The organism is Streptomyces sp. NBC_00239 (assembly GCF_036194065.1).
Taxonomy (GTDB): domain Bacteria; phylum Actinomycetota; class Actinomycetes; order Streptomycetales; family Streptomycetaceae; genus Streptomyces.
In genome coordinates this window covers 4,643,447-4,662,057 of the sequence record NZ_CP108095.1, presented here as the reverse complement: position 1 = coordinate 4,662,057, position 18,611 = coordinate 4,643,447, and the positions used below count along the sequence as shown (strand labels likewise).

Annotated in this window: 18 protein-coding genes; 9 read left to right on the top strand and 9 right to left on the bottom strand. The window is 73.0% G+C overall.

The genetic code is table 11. The annotated features are described in order from the left end of the window. Positions 1-53 precede the first annotated feature (53 nt). A complete protein-coding gene (locus OG764_RS20635) occupies positions 54-1,034 on the bottom strand; it encodes an SDR family oxidoreductase (protein WP_328969890.1) in 981 nt (326 codons plus the stop codon). Between the two features lie 111 nt (positions 1,035-1,145). Between OG764_RS20635 and OG764_RS20630 the strand changes: the two genes are divergently transcribed. Both OG764_RS20630 and OG764_RS20625 read left to right on the top strand, forming a co-directional pair. Continuing rightward, the gene (locus tag OG764_RS20630) at positions 1,146-2,072 is read left to right on the top strand and encodes a cyclase family protein (RefSeq protein ID WP_328969889.1); all 927 of its coding nucleotides are present in this window, start codon (positions 1,146-1,148) and stop codon (positions 2,070-2,072) included. A gap of 88 nt (positions 2,073-2,160) precedes the next feature. Beyond that, complete coding sequence (locus tag OG764_RS20625) at positions 2,161-2,703, top strand: hypothetical protein (RefSeq protein WP_328969888.1); 543 nt, start codon at positions 2,161-2,163, stop codon at positions 2,701-2,703. A 14-nt stretch (positions 2,704-2,717) separates the two neighbouring features. On the opposite strand, the gene OG764_RS20620 is transcribed toward OG764_RS20625, so the two are convergent. Beyond that, the gene (locus tag OG764_RS20620) at positions 2,718-3,968 is read right to left on the bottom strand and encodes a serine hydrolase domain-containing protein (RefSeq protein ID WP_328969887.1); all 1,251 of its coding nucleotides are present in this window, start codon (positions 3,966-3,968) and stop codon (positions 2,718-2,720) included. 353 nt (positions 3,969-4,321) lie between these two features. On the opposite strand from OG764_RS20620, the gene OG764_RS20615 reads away from it, so the two are divergent. The 3 genes from OG764_RS20615 to OG764_RS20605 all read left to right on the top strand — a co-directional run bounded on the left by OG764_RS20615 (position 4,322) and on the right by OG764_RS20605 (position 6,319). Next, complete coding sequence (locus OG764_RS20615) at positions 4,322-4,981, top strand: DUF4360 domain-containing protein (RefSeq protein ID WP_328969886.1); 660 nt, start codon at positions 4,322-4,324, stop codon at positions 4,979-4,981. A 100-nt stretch (positions 4,982-5,081) separates the two neighbouring features. After that, positions 5,082-5,846 carry a DUF1838 family protein gene (locus OG764_RS20610; RefSeq protein ID WP_328969885.1) on the top strand — a complete coding sequence of 255 codons (765 nt, stop codon included), beginning with the start codon at positions 5,082-5,084 and terminating at the stop codon, positions 5,844-5,846. A 98-nt stretch (positions 5,847-5,944) separates the two neighbouring features. After that, the gene (locus OG764_RS20605; RefSeq protein WP_328969884.1) at positions 5,945-6,319 is read left to right on the top strand and encodes a hypothetical protein; all 375 of its coding nucleotides are present in this window, start codon (positions 5,945-5,947) and stop codon (positions 6,317-6,319) included. A gap of 257 nt (positions 6,320-6,576) precedes the next feature. Here the strand turns inward: OG764_RS20605 and OG764_RS20600 are convergent, their stop codons facing one another. The 4 genes from OG764_RS20600 to OG764_RS20585 all read right to left on the bottom strand — a co-directional run bounded on the left by OG764_RS20600 (position 6,577) and on the right by OG764_RS20585 (position 10,787). Continuing rightward, positions 6,577-7,005 carry an ATP-binding protein gene (locus OG764_RS20600; protein ID WP_328969883.1) on the bottom strand — a complete coding sequence of 143 codons (429 nt, stop codon included), beginning with the start codon at positions 7,003-7,005 and terminating at the stop codon, positions 6,577-6,579. Between the two features lie 386 nt (positions 7,006-7,391). Next, entirely contained in the window at positions 7,392-8,417 is a 1,026-nt protein-coding gene (locus tag OG764_RS20595; protein WP_328969882.1) for an acyl-CoA dehydrogenase family protein, read from the bottom strand. A 7-nt stretch (positions 8,418-8,424) separates the two neighbouring features. After that, positions 8,425-9,579: an acyl-CoA dehydrogenase gene (locus tag OG764_RS20590; protein ID WP_328969881.1), complete on the bottom strand. Its 1,155-nt coding sequence runs from the start codon at positions 9,577-9,579 to the stop codon at positions 8,425-8,427. Next, the gene (locus tag OG764_RS20585) at positions 9,579-10,787 is read right to left on the bottom strand and encodes an amidohydrolase family protein (RefSeq protein WP_328969880.1); all 1,209 of its coding nucleotides are present in this window, start codon (positions 10,785-10,787) and stop codon (positions 9,579-9,581) included. The genes OG764_RS20590 and OG764_RS20585 overlap by 1 nt, the downstream gene beginning before the upstream one ends. A gap of 148 nt (positions 10,788-10,935) precedes the next feature. Here OG764_RS20585 and OG764_RS20580 point away from each other — a divergent pair, with 148 nt between their 5' ends. Beyond that, positions 10,936-12,591, top strand: coding sequence for a class I adenylate-forming enzyme family protein (locus OG764_RS20580; protein ID WP_328969879.1), 1,656 nt, complete (start codon positions 10,936-10,938; stop codon positions 12,589-12,591). A 59-nt stretch (positions 12,592-12,650) separates the two neighbouring features. Here the strand turns inward: OG764_RS20580 and OG764_RS20575 are convergent, their stop codons facing one another. Further along, on the bottom strand, positions 12,651-13,175 hold the full coding sequence (locus tag OG764_RS20575; RefSeq protein WP_328969878.1) for an EF-hand domain-containing protein: 525 nt from the start codon (positions 13,173-13,175) through the stop codon (positions 12,651-12,653). Positions 13,176-13,504: 329 nt separating this feature from the next. Here OG764_RS20575 and OG764_RS20570 point away from each other — a divergent pair, with 329 nt between their 5' ends. Both OG764_RS20570 and OG764_RS20565 read left to right on the top strand, forming a co-directional pair. After that, positions 13,505-14,068 (top strand): sigma-70 family RNA polymerase sigma factor, encoded by a 564-nt coding sequence (locus OG764_RS20570; RefSeq protein ID WP_328969877.1) that lies wholly within the window; start codon positions 13,505-13,507, stop codon positions 14,066-14,068. Beyond that, positions 14,065-15,594 (top strand): maleylpyruvate isomerase N-terminal domain-containing protein, encoded by a 1,530-nt coding sequence (locus OG764_RS20565; protein WP_328969876.1) that lies wholly within the window; start codon positions 14,065-14,067, stop codon positions 15,592-15,594. Before OG764_RS20570 ends, OG764_RS20565 begins: the two co-directional genes overlap by 4 nt. Before the next feature lie 90 nt (positions 15,595-15,684). Here OG764_RS20565 and purU read toward each other — a convergent pair whose 3' ends face one another. Further along, complete coding sequence (purU, locus tag OG764_RS20560) at positions 15,685-16,560, bottom strand: formyltetrahydrofolate deformylase (protein ID WP_328969875.1); 876 nt, start codon at positions 16,558-16,560, stop codon at positions 15,685-15,687. A gap of 81 nt (positions 16,561-16,641) precedes the next feature. After that, positions 16,642-17,088, bottom strand: coding sequence for an SCO4402 family protein (locus OG764_RS20555; protein ID WP_328973093.1), 447 nt, complete (start codon positions 17,086-17,088; stop codon positions 16,642-16,644). Positions 17,089-17,268: 180 nt separating this feature from the next. On the opposite strand from OG764_RS20555, the gene OG764_RS20550 reads away from it, so the two are divergent. Continuing rightward, positions 17,269-18,609 (top strand): ABC transporter substrate-binding protein, encoded by a 1,341-nt coding sequence (locus tag OG764_RS20550; RefSeq protein ID WP_328969874.1) that lies wholly within the window; start codon positions 17,269-17,271, stop codon positions 18,607-18,609. Positions 18,610-18,611 lie beyond the last annotated feature (2 nt).

Genomic DNA, 18,611 nt, shown 5'->3' with positions numbered 1-18,611 from the left:
CCTGACGGTCCCGCCGGGTCGGCGCGCTCCGGGCGGCCGTCCCGCTCCGCCGCCTACGCGCCTGGACGTTCGTTCGGGCGTTCGTTCGGGCGCTCCTTCGCGGCCGCTGCCTTGGCCATCGCCTCCAGCTGGACGAGCATCGGCATCGGGTCGGTCCCGACGGTCCCCGGCAGGAAGTCCGCGATCTTCTCGGGCGTCCACGCCCCCTCCGCGTACCCGGCGCGCAGCTCGCGCGGCTGCGCCCAGACGGCGATCTTGGGGCCGGCGATCGTGTAGACCTGCCCGGTGATCCGCTCGCCGTCGACGCCCTTGGCCCGGTCGCTGAGCAGGTACGTGACGAGCGCGGCCACGTCCTCGGGCTCGCCGATCTCCTTGAGCTCCATGGGCACGTTCGCCGACATCCGGGTCCGCGCGACCGGCGCGACGGCGTTGGCCGTCACCCCGTACTTGTGCAGGCCGAGTGCCGCGCTGCGCACCAGCGAGATGATCCCGCCCTTGGCCGCGCTGTAGTTGGCCTGGGCGACGGAGCCCTGGTGGTTGCCGCTCGTGAAGCCGATGAGCGTGCCGCCGCCCTGCTTGCGCATCACGGCCGAGGCGGCCCGGAAGACGGTGAAGGTGCCCTTGAGGTGGGTGGCGACGACGGGGTCCCACTCCTCCTCGGACATGTTGAAGAGCATCCGCTCGCGCAGGATCCCGGCGACGCACACGACTCCGTCGATGCGCCCGAAGTTGGCCAGTGCCGCGTCGACGATGCGTTGGCCGCCGGCCATGGTGGAGATGTCGTCCGCGACGGCGACGGCCTCGCCGCCCGCCGCGACGATCTCCTTGACCACCGATTCGGCGATCTCGCTCGTCGGCTCGCCGCCTTCGATCGAGACGCCGTAGTCGTTGACGACGACCCTGGCGCCCTCGGCCGCGGCGGCGAGCGCGACGGCCCGGCCGATGCCCCGCCCCGCGCCGGTGACGGCCACGACCTTGCCGGCCAAGAAGTTCCCCGCGGCGCCGGCGGTCCTCGCGGTACTCGCGGTCCCCACGGTCCTCTCGTTCCCGACGTTCCCCACGTCCGACCCCTTCCCGCAGTTTCTGACGGACCGTTAGATTCTAGAGCCCATCGGGTCCGAGAGCACAAGACCTCAGGAGGTCTCATGTCACTGCCGGCGGAGTTCCACGAGATGGCCAAGCGCGTGAACAACTGGGGCCGTTGGGGCGCTGACGACGAGATCGGCACGCTCAACCTGATCACCGCCGAGGTGGTACGGGCCGCCGCCGCGGAGGTCCGTACCGGCCGCCGGGTCCCGCTCGCGCTCCCCCTCAAGGAGGACGGGGTGCAGGTCGGCATGATCCCCGGCCGGGTCAACCCGCTCCACACCATGGTGCAGATCAACCAGGAGCTCTTCGGTCCGGGCACGGTGGCCTGCAGCGACGACGCCGTGACCATGGGCCTCCAGGCCGCGACCCACTGGGACGCCCTCACCCACGCCTCCCACTCGGGGAAGATCTACAACGGCCGCCCGGCCGCCTCCATCACCCCGCACGCCCGCGCCCGGTACAGCGGCATCGACAAGGCCACCCCGATCGTCTCGCGCGGGGTCCTGCTGGACGTGGCCCGCGCCAAGGGCGTGGACCGGCTGCCCGGCGGTCACGCGGTGACCCCGGCGGACCTGGCGGAGGCGGAGGAGTTCGGCGGGGTGACCGTCCGCGCGGGCGACATCGTGCTGGTCCGCACCGGCCAGATCCAGGTCTACCTGGCGGGCGACAGGCACGGCTACGGCTTCCCGTCCCCCGGCCTGTCGGTCCACACGCCGCAGTGGTTCCACGCCCGCGACGTGGCCGCCGTCGCCAACGACACGCTCACGTTTGAGATCTTCCCGCCGGAGATCGACAATCTGTGGCTGCCGGTCCACGCCCTCGACCTGGTCGAAATGGGCATGCACCAGGGCCAGAACTGGAACCTGGAAAACTTGTCCACAGCCTGTGCAGAAGTTTCCCGCTACAGCTTCTTCCTCTCCGCCATGCCCGAACCCTTCGTGGGCGGCACCGGCACCCCGGTCGCCCCGGTCGCGATCTTGTAGCCGGGGCACGGTCCGGGTACCGGGAAGCGGGTTGTCCAGGGTCCCGGCGTTTGACCTTCCCCTTGGGTCAGGCCTCACGATGCCGGGCATGGAGGAAGCCACGGGCACCACGGAAGCCGACGCACTGCCGGACGGCGAAGGCGAAGGGATCCTGGACATGTACGAGATCGAACTGCGCGAGGTGCCCGAGCACTTGGTGCTGACGGACCGGCGCCACGTCACCCCGGAGGAGCTCACGGACTGGATCCGGACCGCCTGGGACCGGCTGTCCGCGGTGGCCGACGCGCACGGCGGCCCGTACGGACACCCGTACGTCGTCTACCACGGCCAGGTCGACGAGGACGGCGACGGCCCGGTGGAGATGTGCCTGCCGATCGATCCGGCCCGCGCGTCCGAGGTCCCGGCCCCCACCCGCACCGAACCGGCCCACACCCAGGCGTGCACCCGCATCACCCGCGCCCAGGCCGAATACCCGCAGATCATCTCCGCCTACGACGCGCTCTACAGATGGGCCAGAACCCACCACCGCACCCCGTCCGCGGCCCCCCGCGAGATCTACTTCACCCCGTGGCCCCCCGCCTCCACGCCCACCGCACCGGCCGTCGACATCGCCCTCCCGCTCGCGCGGTAGCGGTCTGCCGCGGGTCAGCGCCCGCGGCAGAGGGCGCTGTCCACGAGCTCGTCGACGTGCTTCATGACCGCCGGGTCGGACGGCTGGGTGGTGACGGCGATGTTGACGGCGCGGCCGTCGTCGGTGGCGCCGCCGCGGGTCTCGTACCCGGTCGTACTGCCGCCGTGGCCCCAGTAGACGCCCCGGCACGACGACAGCGGCGTGCTCACGAGCCCCAGGCCGTAGCCGGTGCCGGGCGCGAAGGGGGCTCCGGCCGGGACGGTGGTGCGCATCTCGGCGAGCTGGGCCGCCGGGAGGAGGCGGCCGGGAGAAAGGAGCGCCCCGAAGAACCGGTTGAGGTCGGAGTTGGTGGAGACCATCTGGCCCGCCGCCCAACCCCACGAGGGGTCCAGCTCCGTGCCGTCGCGCAGGGGCGCGCCCGCCGCCTCCTGGTAGTAGCCCTTGGGGTGGGCCTCCCGGATCGTCAGCTCGCCGGGGGCGGGGAAATAGGTGTGGCGCAGCCCGAGGGGCTTGATGATCCGTCGCTCCAGCTCCTCCGCGAAGGGGCGGCGGGTGACCTCCTCGACGATCAGCCCGGCGAGTACGTAGTTGGTGTTGCTGTACTCCCACTTCTCGCCGGGGTCGGCGGTGGCCTTCTGCCGCAGGGCGATGTCGAGCAGTTGGCGCGGGGAGTAGTACCGCACCTCGTCGCCCAGGTACTTGACGTAGTTGGGCAGCCCGCTGGTGTGCTGGAGGAGCTCGCGGACGGAGATGCGGCGGCCGTCGATGCCGTCGCCCCGGACCAGGCCCGGCAGGTACGTGTCGACGTTGGCGTCGAGGTCGATCCTGCCCTCGCCGACGAGTTGCAGGACGAGCACCGCCGTGAACGTCTTGGTGTTGCTGCCGATCCGCACCTGGCCGTCCCGGGGCACGCCCGCGCCGGTGGCCAGGTCCCCGACACCGGCCGTGTACGTACGGGTGGGCCCGACGCGGCCGTCGCGGCCGTCGCGTCCCCTGACGCTCGCCAGCGCGGCGGGCACGCCGTCCGCACGCACGAGCTCCCGCAGTCCCTGCCGGACGGCATCCGGACCGACGTGCGCGGGTGCGTGGGAGGCGGAGCCCGACTGGGCGAACGCGGCGGCCGGCGCCGCTCCGGCCACCGCCGGCACACCCACGGCCACCGCCATCGCCGCCCCCGCGGCCACCGCGCCGCGGCGCCACCCTCCGCGCCACGCGCCACTGCGCCGACCTGCCGGACTCCACGTCTGTCGTGCCTGCTCACGCATGTGCCAACTCCTGGGGATTGATCAGAAACCTGCCGCGATCTGCGCCTTGCCCACCTTGTCCGGATGCGCTCACCCGCCGCGATCCTGCTACCGCCCGCCCCCGCGGGGGGCTAACCCCCGTCCGGGCGCCCCTTCCGCATCCCCCGGCGCCGCCCCGACCCGCCCTCGGCCTCCCCCACTCCCTCGACCAACCGGCCGCACCCCGTGTCACCCGTCGGGTCGCCGCAGGCCCGCCTACGGGCGCGTCCTCGTGACCTGCGGGCGGCCTGCTCGTGTATGCCTCCGGGTGAGCCCCCGGCCCCCGGACCGAACGGTTCGGGCGGGCCGGGTCCCTCGGACCGGAAGGCATTCCCATGATCAAGACGCTCCTCGTCAGCAGTGCCGCCGCCGCGCTCGCCGCATCCGCGCTGGCCGCGCCGTCCGCCGGGGCGGCCCCCCGGGCCGCCGCCGCACCGGCCGGGCAGATCACCATCGACGTGGTCTCGGTGAACGGCTCCGGCTGTCGGCCCGGCAGCGCGACCGTCGCCGTATCGGAGGACAACACCGCGTTCACCGTGACGTACAGCGAGTACCTGTCCCAGATCGGCATGGGCGCCAAGCCCACCGACTTCCGCAAGAACTGCCAGCTCGGCCTGCGGGTGAACGTCCCGCAGGGCTACACGTACGCCGTCTCCCAGACCGACTACCGCGGCTTCGCGAGCCTGGCCCCCGGCGCCAGGGCCACCCAGAGCGCCGGCTACTACTTCCAGGGCATGTCCGCCACGGCGCGCCGCAGCCACTCCGTCCAGGGCCCGTTCCAGGGCGACTGGCAGGCCACCGACACGGTCGGCATCGAGGCCCTGGTGTTCAAGCCGTGCGGCACGCAGCGCGACTTCAACATCAACACCGAGCTGCTCGTGAGCGCCGGCACCTCGGACACCGCCGCCACCAACAGCTTCATGGCCATGGACTCGACCGACGGCAACATCGCCACCAAGTACCACTTCGCCTGGAAGCAGTGCCCGACCCGCTGACCGCCGGGACGCGGACCCGCCCGGCGGGCCTGAACGAGCCGTTCGGGGACGGCTCGTGCGGTGCTTGCCGGGCTGCCGGGCGGGCGGCCACAGTGGCCCCATGACACCGGCAGACAGCCCCACCACGGCAGACCCGACACCGGCGGAACTGCTCACGGCCCTGGCCCGTACGCGCGCCTCGCTCGACGGGCGGGAGGTGACGTACTGGTGGACCGGGGACGTCCACTCCTGGGCCCCCGGTGAGCCCTACCGGCGCGTGTTCGGGTTCGAAGGGGTCAACGTGGCCCGGCTGGTCGAGGACGGGCCGGGCTACCGACTGCTCACCCGGGAAGCCGCCTTCTACCTCGACCCGCTGAGCGGGGACGTCCTGGAGAGCTGGGAGGGGAAGCCGGTCGTGCACGTCTGGAACGACCCCGCCCACCAGCAGTGGCGGCCCTTCCCGGTGCCCTTCACCCGCCTCGGCGACCAGGTCTGCCTCAGCCTGGAGGTCCCGCTCGCCTACCCCTCGCCGCTGCCCGTCGCCGACTACCCGGAGAACTCCGCCGACGACACGTACCGGGCGCTGGAGATGTTCCAGTTCTTCGCCCCCGCCGACGTGTTCACCACCGACGCGCCCAGCGTGCCCGCCACCATGTCCTGGACCCGGATGTCCCCGTACCTGCCGTGGATGGCCCAGGGGCAGCGCCCCGGCGGGCTCACCTTCCACTGCCGCGGCCGCAAGCTCGGCTCGTACGGGGAGGTCCCCGAGCGGACCCGCGCGTACATCGCCGCCCACCACCCCGAGTACGCGTCCGCCCCCGAGGAGTGGACCGAGCCGAACGAAACCAGCTGGACGTACTTCCGCCGCCTCCACCCGCCCCGCTGACCCGTCTCCGGCCCCGGCCTCCGTTCCGGTGGAACCGCCGGCCGGGGTCCGGCGTTCCTGTTGTCAGTGCGGGGAGGCAACGGGAGGGCGGTCCGGACATGACGCAGGGCGGGAAGATCGCGGTCGTCGTGGCGGCGGTGGCGGGCATCGCGTCCACCCCGCTGATCTGGCTCTTGGACGGCCCGGACGCCGGCCAGCTGGTCGGCGCGACCGTGCAGGGGGCCACCGGCATAGCCGCCCTGGTCTGGGCCCTCCTCCAGCAGCCCGCCCCGGCCGCGCCGGCACCCGCCGGGCCGGTCGACACCGCCGAGGACACCGGCCGGGCGGCTGCCTCCGGCACCGGCAGCAGGGCCAACACCGGCATCCGCCGTCCCGGCGGCACCGGCCCCGGATCCGCCGCCGCGAAGAACACCGGGGAGGCCTCCGCCGAGAACGGCGGCTACTCCAACACCGGCATCGACTACGGCAATTGACGACACGCGGTGGGAGCGACCGCGAGCACCGGCCCAGCGAGGGGCATCGACTCGCCCCGATGGCGCGCCGCTCCCTGCACGCCCTGCGCGGCCGCGACCGATCTGTGGGTGGCGGCACGCGTCCATGCGCGCCCCGAGCGCGGCACGGCAGCCGCCACCCCACGACCCGCACTCGTCAAGGTCAACCCTTGGCGTCCCCTCGCGACGCGTCGCTCACCTCAAGGGTGATCAACGCATGACAGTCCGTCAACTCCTCGTTAGAGGTACATGTGAGGCTGAGGGGTAGGTTCGGGCGTTTTGTCCGCATGGTCGATTTCGCACCAGATCCGCTTGCCGGTGGCCTCGCGCTGCCACCCCCAGCGGTCCGCCAGGCCGTCCACCAGCTCCAGTCCGCGGCCGCTCGTCTCCGAGTCCTCCGCGTGCCGCCGGGCCGGCGGGCAGTCGCTCGTGTCCATGACCTCGACCCGTACGCCGGGCCCGCCGAACAGCATCCGCAGCACCGCCGGGCAGCCGGTGTGCACCACGGCATTGGTGACCAGTTCGGAGATCAGGAGGACCAGCGTGTCGGCGAGCGGCTCGTCCACCCCCACGCCGCATCCCGCCAGGCGGGAACGCGCCCATCTGCGCGCCCGGCCCACTTCGGCGGGGTCCGGACCGACCTCCAGCTGAACCTGAAGCACCTGCACCGCTCACACCATCCGAACCGGCGGACACTTCGCCTCACGACGGAACGGGATCACGGTCCGTGATCCCCTTGCGGAGCAGCATGGTTGACATACAGTCACCACAACAAGCGCTTCGGGCATATTCCAGCGCGAAGGCAGGGGCGTGGTGCATACTGTGCGACGCCCGCGCCGCTCAACCGCTCGCATTCGTCGGAGCGTACCGGAGCGCGCCCTCGACTCCGGTACGTAACGAGTCGGGCGAAGGACACAAACCGATATCAACTCTCCGTAATCGGACATGCGTCCCGCCACGTCCCACCCGTTTCTCAGGCCTCACGGCATCCCGGCACCACTGCGTCACGGGCCTCCCGGCCTCACGACACCGCTGCGTCACGGGCACCCCGCCCTCACGGCATCGCGGCCGCATCCAGCAGCTCCGCCGCGAGGAGCTCCTCCGCCTCCGCCGCCGTGGCCCACTGCTCCGCCCGCACCCAGGCCCGCTTCAGGTGCAGGTGCACGTCCGCCTCCCAGGTGAAGCCCATGCCGCCGTGCACCTGGAGGCAGTCCCGGGCGTTGCGCACCGCCGCCTCGTCGGCGAGCAGCTTCGCGCCCGCGATCTCGGCCGGGTCGGCCGTCACCGCCGCCGCGTAGACCGCCACCCGCGCCACCTCGGCCCGTACCAGCATCTGCGCGCACAGGTGCTTGACCGCCTGGAAGGCTCCGACGGGCTGCCCGAACTGCTCGCGCTCCTTCGCGTACCGCACCGCCAGCTCGCAGGTCCGCAGCGCGCTGCCGGTCTGCAGGGCGGCCGTCAGCAGGGCCCCCTCCGCCCGGTGCCCGGCCGCCGCCACCGGCGGGTGCGGTACGCGCACCAGCGGCGTCAGCGGGTCCACCGAGGCGACCGCCACCGCCTCCGCCGCCGCATCCCCGGCCGCGACCGCCACCGCAGGCTCCGCCCCCGCCACCACCTCCGCCGGCTCCCCCGCCGCGCCCAGCACCGCGTCCGACTCCGCGAGGTACGCGATCAGCCCGCCGCCCAGGTCCGCGGCCGTCACGACCGCCTCGCCGGCCGCCGCGCCCGGCACCGTGCCCGCCGCCAGGTGCGTGGCCACGAGAGGCCCGGGGAGCAGCGCCCGCCCCGCCTCCTCGAAGACCAGGGCCGCCTCCGGCAGGCCCAGTCCGACCCCGCCGGCCGCCTCCGGCAGCCGCAGCGCGAAGAACCCGGCCGCGCCCAGCTCCCGCCACAGCCCCCGGTCCACGACCCCGCCGCCGCGCGCCCCGGGATCGACCCCGCCGGTCGCCGCCGCGCCGGCTCCCCCGGCCTCCGCCCGGTCCACGGCCGCCCGCAGCGCCTCCCGCCCGTACCGCCCCGCCAGCAGTTCCCGTACGCCCGCCCGCAGGTCGCGCTGGTCCTCGGTCAGCTGGAAGTCCACGCCATCCTCACCGGCCCTTCGGAAGGCCGAGTATCCGCTCGGCCACGATGTTCTGCTGGATCTGCGAGGTGCCCGCGGCGATCGTGTACGACAGCGAGGACAGCCGGTCGGCGACCCACTCGCGGTCCGCCTCCAGCGCGCCCGCCCCCAGCACCTCCGCCGCCGTGTCGTACAGCTCCTGCCGGGCGTGCGAGTAGCGCAGCTTGAAGACCGAGCCGCCGGTGCCGGGGACCCCGCCCGTGCGCTGCGCGTCGCTGACGTTCCACTGGGTCAGCCGCCACAGCGCGCCGAACTCCCCGTACAGCCGCCCGAGCCTGCGCCGCAGCACCGGGTCGTCCCAGCGGCCGGTGCTCCGGGCCTCGCGGGCCAGTGCGGCCAGCACCCGGCGGCAGGCGACGACCTCGCCGACGAAGGCGGTGCCGCGCTCGAAGGAGAGGGTGACCATGGTGACCCGCCAGCCGTCGTTCTCCTCGCCCACCCGGTTGGCGGCCGGCACCCGCACCTCGTCGAGGAACATCTCCGCGAACTCGGCGGACCCGGCGAGCGTCCGCAGCGGCCGTACGGTCACCCCGGGCGCGTCCATCGGCATGGCGAGCCAGCTGATGCCCCGGTGCTTGGCGGCGTGCGGGTCGGTGCGCACCAGCAGTTCACACCAGTCGGCGACCTCCGCGTGCGAGGTCCAGATCTTCGAGCCGGTGACCACGTAGTCGTCGCCGTCGCGGACCGCGCGCGTGCGCAGCGACGCGAGGTCGGAGCCGGCGTCGGGCTCGCTGAAGCCCTGGCACCACACCTCGTCGCCGCGCAGCACGGGCGGCAGCCAGCGGGCCCGCTGCTCCGCGGTGCCCTCGGCGGCGATGGTGGGTCCGGCGTGCAGCAGTCCGACGAAGTTGGCGCCCACGTACGGCGCGCCGGCCCGCTCGGTCTCCTCCAGGAAGATCAGGTGCTGGGTGGGGGTGGCCCCGCGGCCGCCGGCGTCCGCGGGCCAGTGCAGGCCCGCGTATCCGGCGTCGTACAGCCGGCGCTGCCAGCCCAGGTCGTGGGCGCGGCGGCCCGGCCAGTCGTCCGGGGAGGGCTTGGGGGGCAGCTCGGGCAGCACCTTGCCGAGCCATTCGCGCAGCCGCGCCCGGAACTCCTGCTCCTCGTCGGTGTACGTGAGGTCCACTAGCCCACCCGGCGGCGGTCGCGGTCGAGGTCCAGGCCCAGCATGCGGATCGCGTTGCCGCGCATCAGCTTGTAGACGGTCTCGTCGTCGAGGCCCTTCACGTGGTCGAGGGCGACGTCCTTGGTGTGCGGGAAGGTCGAGTCGACGTGCGGGTAGTCGGTCTCGAAGGTGGCGTTGTCCCGGCCGACGACGTCGATCGAGGCGATGCCGTGCTTGTCGCGGAAGAAGCAGCAGAAGATCTGCCGGTAGTAGTACGTGGACGGCGGCTCGGGGATCAGGTCCCTGACCCCGCCCCAGGCGCGGTGCTCCTGCCAGACGTCGTCGGCGCGCTCCAGGGCGTACGGGATCCACCCCATCTGGCCCTCGCTGTACGCCAGCTTCAGCGTCGGGAACTTCACCAGCACCCCGCTGAAGAGGAAGTCCATCATCGAGGCCATGGCGTTGTTGAAGCTCAGCGAGGCCTGGACGGCGGGCGGCGCGTCCGGGGAGGCGGCGGGCATCTGCGACGAGGACCCGATGTGCATGTTGACGACGGTGCCGGTCTCCTGGCAGACGGCGAAGAAGGGGTCCCAGTAGCCGGAGTGGATCGAGGGCAGGCCGAGGTGGGTGGGGATCTCGGAGAAGGTCACCGCGCGCACGCCGCGGGCCGCGTTGCGCCGGATCTCCGCCACCGCGAGGTCGAGGTCCCACAGCGGGATGATGCACAGCGGGATCAGGCGGCCGCCGCTGTCGCCGCACCACTCCTCGACCATCCAGTCGTTGTAGGCGCGCACGCAGGCGAGGGCGACCTCCTTGTCCTTGGCCTCGGCGAAGGTCTGGCCGCAGAAGCGCGGGAAGGTCGGGAAGCAGAGCGAGGCCTCGACGTGGTTGAGGTCCATGTCGGCGAGGCGCGCCTTCGGGTCCCAGCAGCCGCGGCGCATCTCCTCGCGGGTGATGCCCTCCAGGGTCATGTCGTCGCGGTCGAAGCCGACGGCGGCGATGTTGCGCTTGTACGGGAACTTCAGGTCCTCGTAGATCCACCAGTCGGTGGGCGGGCCGTCGGGGTCCATGGAGATGACGTACTTGCCGCCCGTGTAGACGAGCTCGCCGATGCCCGCGGTGAGCGGCTGGGGACCCCGGTCGCGGTACTTGGCGGGCAGCCACCTCTCGAAGAGATGGGCGGGCTCGATCACGTGGTCGTCCACGCTGATGATCCGGGGCAGTTCCATGGGGTTCCCCTCGCCGTTTCTCGCCGTTTCTGATGGATCGTCAGAAACAAGCTAGCCCCGCCACCCCTGGACCGACAAGCGCCCGCGCCCTACGCTTCGCAGTCGATCTGACGAGACGTCAGCTGTCGCCGCTCACGGAGGTCAGGGCATGACGGACACCGAAACGGAAACGGGCGCGGGCAGGGGCGCGGCGGCGCACCCGGACAAGGACACGGACGCCACCGCCGGCTCCGCCACCTCGGCCGCCGCCCCCGCGGCCGGCTCGGCCACCTCTGCCACCGCACACCGGCTGGCCGCCGCCCCCACCCTGTGGGAGCTGATCGCACGACGGGCCGCGCTCACCCCCGCCGCTCCCGTCCTCATCGAGGCCGACGGCGGCCGCCGCCTCACCTTCGGCGAACTGCGCGACCGTGCCGAGCGCGCCGCCGCCGGCCTGTACGCGCGCGGGGTGCGCCCCGGCACGGTCGTCGCCTGGCAGCTGCCCACCCGGATCGAGACCGTGCTCCTGTCGGCCGCCCTCGCCCGGCTCGGCGCCGTCCAGTCCCCGGTGATCCCCTTCTACCGGGACCGCGAGACCGGCTTCGCGCTGCGCGAGTCCAAGGCCGCGTTCTTCGCCGTCCCCGGCACCTGGCGCGGCTTCGACCACACCGCGATGGCGCGGCGGCTCGGCGCCCGCGGCGTCTTCGAGGCGTACGAGGACCTGCCCGAGGGCGACCCCGAGCTGCTGCCCCCGCCGCCCGCCTCCGGCACCGAGGTCCGCTGGATCTACTGGACCTCGGGCACCACCTCCGACCCCAAGGGCGTCCTGCACACCGACCGCTCGCTCATCGCCGGCGGCTCCTGCCTCGCGCACGCCCTGCACCTGAGCCCCGCCGACGTCGGCTCGATCGCCTTCCCCTACGCGCACATAGGCGGGCCCGACTACCTGGTGATGCTGCTGCTGTACGGCTTCCCGGCGGTCCTCTTCGAGAAGTTCGCCCTGCCCGAGGCCCTCGACGGCTACCGGCGGCACGGGGTCACCGTCGCGGGCGGCTCCACCGCCTTCTACTCGATGTTCCTCGCCGAGCAGCGCAAGGATCCGGCCACCCCGCTCATCCCCACCCTGCGGCTGCTCGCGGGCGGCGGCGCGCCCAAACCGCCGGAGATCTATCACGCGGTGGTCCGCGAACTGGGCTGCGCCCTCACCCACGGCTACGGCATGACCGAGGTCCCCATGATCACCATGGGGTCGCCCGACGACTCGCCGGAGCAGCTCGCCCACACCGAGGGCCGGCCGCCCGCCGGGATGTCCGTACGCATCACCGGCCCGGACGGCAGCCCGCTGCCCGCCGGCACCGACGGCGAGGTCCGGCTGCGCGGCGAGGCCGTCTGCCGGGGCTACCTCGACCCCGCCCAGAGCGCGGAGGCCTTCGACGCCGACGGCTACCTGATCACCGGCGACCTCGGCCACCTCACCGACGGCGGCCACCTCGTCCTCACCGGCCGCAGCAAGGACGTCATCATCCGCAAGGGCGAGAACATCTCCGCCAAGGAGATCGAGGACCTGCTGCACGGGCTGCCCGGCGTCGGCGACGCCGCCGTCGTCGGACTGCCCGACCCCGAGCGCGGGGAACGGGTCTGCGCGGTCGTCGAACAGCCCCCGGGGGCCGACCCCCTGACCCTCGCCACGGTCACGGCGTACCTCCGCGCCGAAGGCCTCGCCACCCACAAGCTCCCGGAACAGCTCGAACTGGTCGAGGCCCTCCCGCGCAACGACACCCTGCGCAAGGTGCTCAAGTACAAACTCCGCGAACGGTACGCGTGACCGGGCGGGGGCGGAGGCGGGTGGGCGCCCGCCCGCGTCCTCGGCCCCGCCGTCGGCCGCTATCCGGCGTCGGGCGGCTCGACTCCGCAGTAGCCGGCGAAGGCGGTCAGGATCTCGTCCTCGGAGATCCGGCCGTCGCCGTCGGCGTCCAGCGCGGCGGCCACCCCCTCGGCCAGCGCCTGCGGCGTGCCCAGCACCCGCAGCACCCGGGCCGCGGCCTGCGGGGTGGTGATGCCGGTACCGGCCTCGTCGGCCACGGCGACCACGGCGCGCAGGAAGGGGCGGGCGATCTCCGCGAACCGGGCGGGGCTGTCCCGCAGCCGCTTCGCGGCGCCGGTCACGAACTCCTCGCGGGTCACCCGCTGGTCCCCGTCGACGTCCGCGATCCCGGCCATGCCCTGCCAGAAGGCCTCCGCGCCGATGAACACGGCCTGCCCCTTGTCGGAGCGCGCGGTGGTACCGAATTCGGCCAGCACGGCCTTGGCCGCCGCGCTGAAGTCCTCCCGGTCGATATAGCCGTTGCCGTCCTGGTCGAAGGTGGCGAATCGGGCGGCGATCTTGCGCTCGTACTCTGCGCTGTCCATATTCGGCGTTCCGCCTTCACATGTGCGGTGGGTGCAGTTCAAGACAGGCGGCAGCGTACGGCCTGGATGGCCTGGACGTTAAGCGAAGCGGACAACCAAGTGGCCGCACCGCCCCCGCGCACAGGGGCGCGCACCGGGGCGCGCCCTTCAACTCCACCGACGCCCCGAGGGGCAACCTCCGGCCCCGCCGACCCCCTGGGGGCGATGTCAGCCTCGCCGGGACGCCACTAGCACGGACGGCCCGCCCCCGCGGGGATTTTGGGGAAGCTCGGCACCAAAAGGCAGTTGGCCATTACATTCGAGTGGACGACTCAGGGCTGGGGGCTGCCATGGCGAAGGACGCACCACCGCGCTGGGACCGCCGCATGCAGCAACGCCTCGCCCGCGGCGAAGCAGCCGCCCTCGGCGAGCTCTACGACCGCTTCGCCTCACTCGTCCACGGCCTGGCCTACCGCGTTCTGGGCGACGAACGCGCCGCCGACCGGATCACCCGCGAAGTCTTCGGGTACATCTGGGAGAACCCCGACGCCTACGACCCCAAGCAGGGCTCCATGCGGTCCTGGGTCGCCCGGATCACCCAGGGCCAGGCAGTGGCCCGGCTGCGGCAGACCGAATTCGGCCGCGGATCGCGCGAGGAACTGGAGCAGAAGGTGCGCATGGCCTCGGCCGCCGCCCGAGCGGACTACATCGTCACCTCGATGCCCGCACCCCTGCGGGCCGCCCTCGAACTCGCCTACTTCCAGCGCCGCGACTACCGGCAGGCCGCCGCCGACCTCGGAGTCACCGAGGACGAGGCCCGGCGCCGGCTGCGGCTCGGCCTCCAGCTGCTGTCGACCGCCAACGTCCTGACCACCGAGGGCGGTTCCCCGCCCGGCTACGGAACCGTCCGATGAGCGGCTCGGGCAACGCGCACCGCCCCGGCGACGGCGAGGACCGCGGGCCGGTCGCCCCGCGCATCCCCGGCCCCCGCGGAGCCGCCGACGACCTCGACCCCCGCCGCGCCCCCACCCTGCTCCCCGCACCCCCACCGGACCCCGAACCCGACCCCGAACCCGATTCCGGCCCCGGCTCCGACCCCGATTCCGGCTCCGGCTCCGGCTCCGGCTCCGGCTCCGGCTCCGGCTCCGGAGCCAACCCCGACGTCGGCGCCGTCACCGACCCCGGCCCCGGTCCCGGCTCGACAGACACGGAGGAGCCGTCCGAGCCGTCCGCGCTGCTGGAACCGCCCGAGACGTCCGAGCTGCCCGAGCCGCCCGAGGCACAGACCGCCGCCCCCGCGCGGAAGCCGGCTCCCGCGCCGGCCCCCGCACCCGTCGGCCCGCCGACCCACCGCGTGCTGAAGTCGCTGCTGGGCGCGTGGGCGCTCGCCGCGTGCTCGGTGGAGGAGACGCAGGCCGTCGAGGACCACCTCACGGAGTGCGCGCCGTGTGCCGAGGAGGCCCTGCGGCTGCGCGACGCGGTCGCCCTGCTGCACCCCGACGAGACCCTGGACCTGGACCCGCTGCTGCGCTCGCGGGTCCTGGAGGGCTGCCTGGGCCGGCGGCCCGCCCGGATACCGGTACCCGGCTGGGCGGCGCCGTACGACGCCGAGACCGCGCGGCTCGACGCGCTGCTGCGGGACTTCGGCGACGCCGAATGGCACGCGCCGGTACGGCTCAAGTGGTTCGCGCACGAGCGGCAGCAGAGCCGCCGCACCACGGTCGCCGGGGTGATCGGCCACCTGCTGACGGTGGACGGCCTCGTCGCGACCGCCCTCGGGCTCGACGACCCGCTGGGCCCGGACGCGCCCGCGGGCGGACCCGACGTGCGCACCGAGCAGTTCTGGGCGGCCGCGCCGCACCCGGCCACCCGGAAGGTCCGCGAGCCGTGGCGGGAGCAGGGCCACACCCTGGTCCGCACGGTGTCCTTCGCGGGCAGCGGCGCGGACGGGCTGGGCGTGGACTACGGCGGCTTCGCGCTGCCGCTCGCCGACGCGTTCCTGGAGCGGGCCTTCGAGTGCTGGGTGCACGCCGCCGACATCGCGGAGGCCGTGGACTACCCGTACGACCAGCCCGCGGGGCCGCACCTGCACCGCATGGTCGACCTGGCGGCCCGGCTGCTGCCGGGGGTGCTCGCCGAGCGCCGCCGGGCGGGGCTGGCCTCGCCGTCGCGCGGGCTGGTCGCGGCGGGCGCCCCGGGCCGCACCCTGCACCTGGAGATCGAGGGCGCGGGCGGCGGCTCCTGGGACATCGCCCTGGACTCGCCGGGCGCGGCCACCTCGGCGGACCACACGGTGGCCGAGATCGCCCTCGACGGGGCCGAGTTCTGCCGGCTGGCCGCCGGGCACGTCCCGCCGGAGGAGGCCGCGGCCGGGCAGCACGGCGACGCCGAGGCGATCCGTGACGTGCTGTTCGCGGCCGCCTCGCTCAGCAGGCTCTGAGACCGGCCCGTCCACGCCCGCCCACGCCCGATCATCCGAGCCCGTACTCCGCGCCCCGGCACCCGCCCGGACGCGGAGAAGCGGCCCGGATCAGGCGAAGACGACCGTGCGGGAGCCGTTGAGCAGCACCCGGTGCTCGCTGTGCCACTTCACGGCGCGGGCCAGGGCCTGGCACTCGACGTCCCGGCCGATGGCGACCAGCTGGTCGGGGGTGACGCCGTGGCTCACCCGCTCGACCTCCTGCTCGATGATCGGGCCCTCGTCGAGGTCGGCGGTCACGTAGTGCGCGGTGGCGCCGATCAGCTTCACGCCGCGGGCGTGCGCCTGGTGGTACGGCTTGGCGCCCTTGAAGCTCGGCAGGAAGGAGTGGTGGATGTTGATGATCCGGCCGCTCAGCGCCTTGCACAGGTCGTCGGAGAGCACCTGCATGTAGCGGGCGAGGACGACCAGCTCGACGTTCTCCGCGCGCACCAGCTCCAACAGCTGCGCCTCGGCCTCCGCCTTGTTGTCCCGGGTCACCGGGATGTGGTGGAAGGGGACGTCGTACGAGGCGGAGAGCTCGGCGAAGTCGGTGTGGTTGGAGACGACCGCGGCGATCTCCACCGGCAGGGCGCCGATCCGGGACCGGAACAGCAGGTCGTTGAGGCAGTGCCCGAACTTCGAGACCATCAGCACGATCCGCATGCGCTCGTCGGAGCGGTGGATCTGCCAGTCCATCCGGAAGGTGTCGCCGATCGCGGCGAAGCTGGCCCGCAGCTTCTCGACCGTCACCGGGGACTCCGCCTCGAAGTGCACCCGCATGAAGAAGAGACCGGTGTCGCGGTCTCCGAACTGCTGGCTGTCCTCGATGTTGCATCCGGTCATGAACAGATAACTCGACACGGCGTGCACAATGCCCTGCTTGTCCGGACAGGACAGCGTGAGGACGTACTGCTGGGGCGCGCTGGTTTCATGCGGGTCGCTCATGACGCCACAGACTTTCACATTTCGCGGCCCCGCCCGCAGCCTGTCCGACCAGAGGACACGCGGCTTCCCGCGGACCGGTCCTCAGGCCCCCGTGGTCATGATCCGCAGCGCTTCCAGCGAGCACGGCACCATGTCCGGGTCGTCGCCGTCGGCCGCCGCGAGGCGCACGTGGGCGTCGCGGGCGGCGCGGACCGCCTCGGGCCAGCCGTGGTGCTCCAGATACCCGGAGACGGGCGCGTCCGGGCCGACCTGGTGCAGGATCCGCAGGACCCGCAGCACGGCCACGTCGACGAGCGCGGCCTCCTGCGAGTCGCGGAATATCGTGCCGACGTACTTCTCGGCGGACCAGCTGTCGAGCCAGGTGTCCTCGACCAGGCGGTACACCGCGTCGGTGACGTCGCCGTAGCCGTCGAGGCCGGCCAGCCAGTACTTCTCGTGGAAGTCCGGGTCGGAGAGCATGTGCAGCGCCGAGCGCACGTTGCTGCGCCAGCGCCACCACGGCATGTCGTTGAGCGGCATGCCGCCCATGGTGGTGGAGCGGTGGCCGCGGCGGGAAGGGTTCTTCGAAGCTTGGACGAATGTCACGGTCGTCGATCGTACGTTCCTCCCTTCCCGCGATCTTTACGCCCCCGTAGTTCACCTGGATGTCACCGAACGTTGAGTGGACATCACTCGGCCGTTACCCGCGACGCGGAAGTGTGCATGCACATGACCGATAGGCGGCGCACCTTCTCCACTCGCTCGATCGCATCCGCGGCCCGCACGGCCCTGTGTACGGCGTTGGGTGCCTCCCTCATCGGCGGCTGTGGGGTGCTCCCCGGGGACGCGGGGGGATCCGGGGAGCCCCTGACCGTGATGACCTGGGCGCCCGAGGGCACCAAGGCCACCAACATGCCCGGCATGCCCGCGATGGCGAAGGCGTACGAGCGCTGGGTGAACTCCCGCGGCGGCATCAACGGCCACAAGCTGCGCGTGATCACCTGCAACGAGCACAACACGCCGAGCGGCGCCGCCGACTGCGCCCGCATGGCCGTCGACGAGAACGCCGTCGCGGTCGTCGGCTCGTACAGCCAGCACGGGCGCGCCTTCATGGTGCCGCTGGAGACCGCGGGCGTCCCCTTCATCGGCGGGTACGGAGTCTCCGCGGAGGAGTTCCAGAGCAGCCTGTCCTACCCCGTCAACGGCGGGCAGCCGGTGCTGCTCGCCGGCACCGGCCGCCAGCTCGGACGCATCTGCAAGAAGATCGCGCTGGTGCGCCCCGACACCCTCGCCGGCGACAGCATGCCGCTGCTGCTGAACGCCGGCCTCAAGTCCGCCCCGGGCGGGGCCGGCGTGAAGGCGGCCGACATCCGGGCCGCCGAGGACGCCACCAACTACGGCGATGTGGCCGGCGCGGCCCTCACGGAAGCGGGCGCGGGCAGCCGGATGGCGGACACGATCGGCTCCGCCGCGGCCCGCGACAAGGCCGCCGAAGGCTGCGTGACGGCCGCGCTCGGCGAGCGCACCGAGACGTTCTTCGACTCGTTCCGGCGCGTCGAGGGCGAGGACCAGAAGGTGAAGATCGCCTCGGTGCTCGGCAGCGTCAGCCAGGGCCTGGTCAACCGTACGGGCGGCAAGGACGGCCCCTTCGAGGGCGCGTACGTCACCGGCTGGTACCCCGTCGCCTCGGACCCGCTGTGGGAGCCGATGCGCAAGGTGATCAACAAGCAGGCCTTCGCCGACGCCCGCGTCGACCCCGCGGACACCGGCACCCAGACCACCTGGATCGCGTACACGGTCTTCTCGGAGATCATCAGGGGGCTCGGCGACGGCGAGATCACCTCCCGCCGGGTCGCCCGCGCCCTGGACCGCGCCGACGGCGTGAAGACCGGCGGCCTCACCCCCGACCTGCGCTGGCGCTACGAGGACATGCGGGCGGTGGGCGGCTTCCCGCGCATCGTCAACGGCCGGGTGACCTTCCAGCGGGTGCAGGGCGGCGTGCTGACCGCGCAGGGCGAACGCGTGATGGACATGACCGACACCCTGGAATCCGCCCCGACCACCAGCTGACC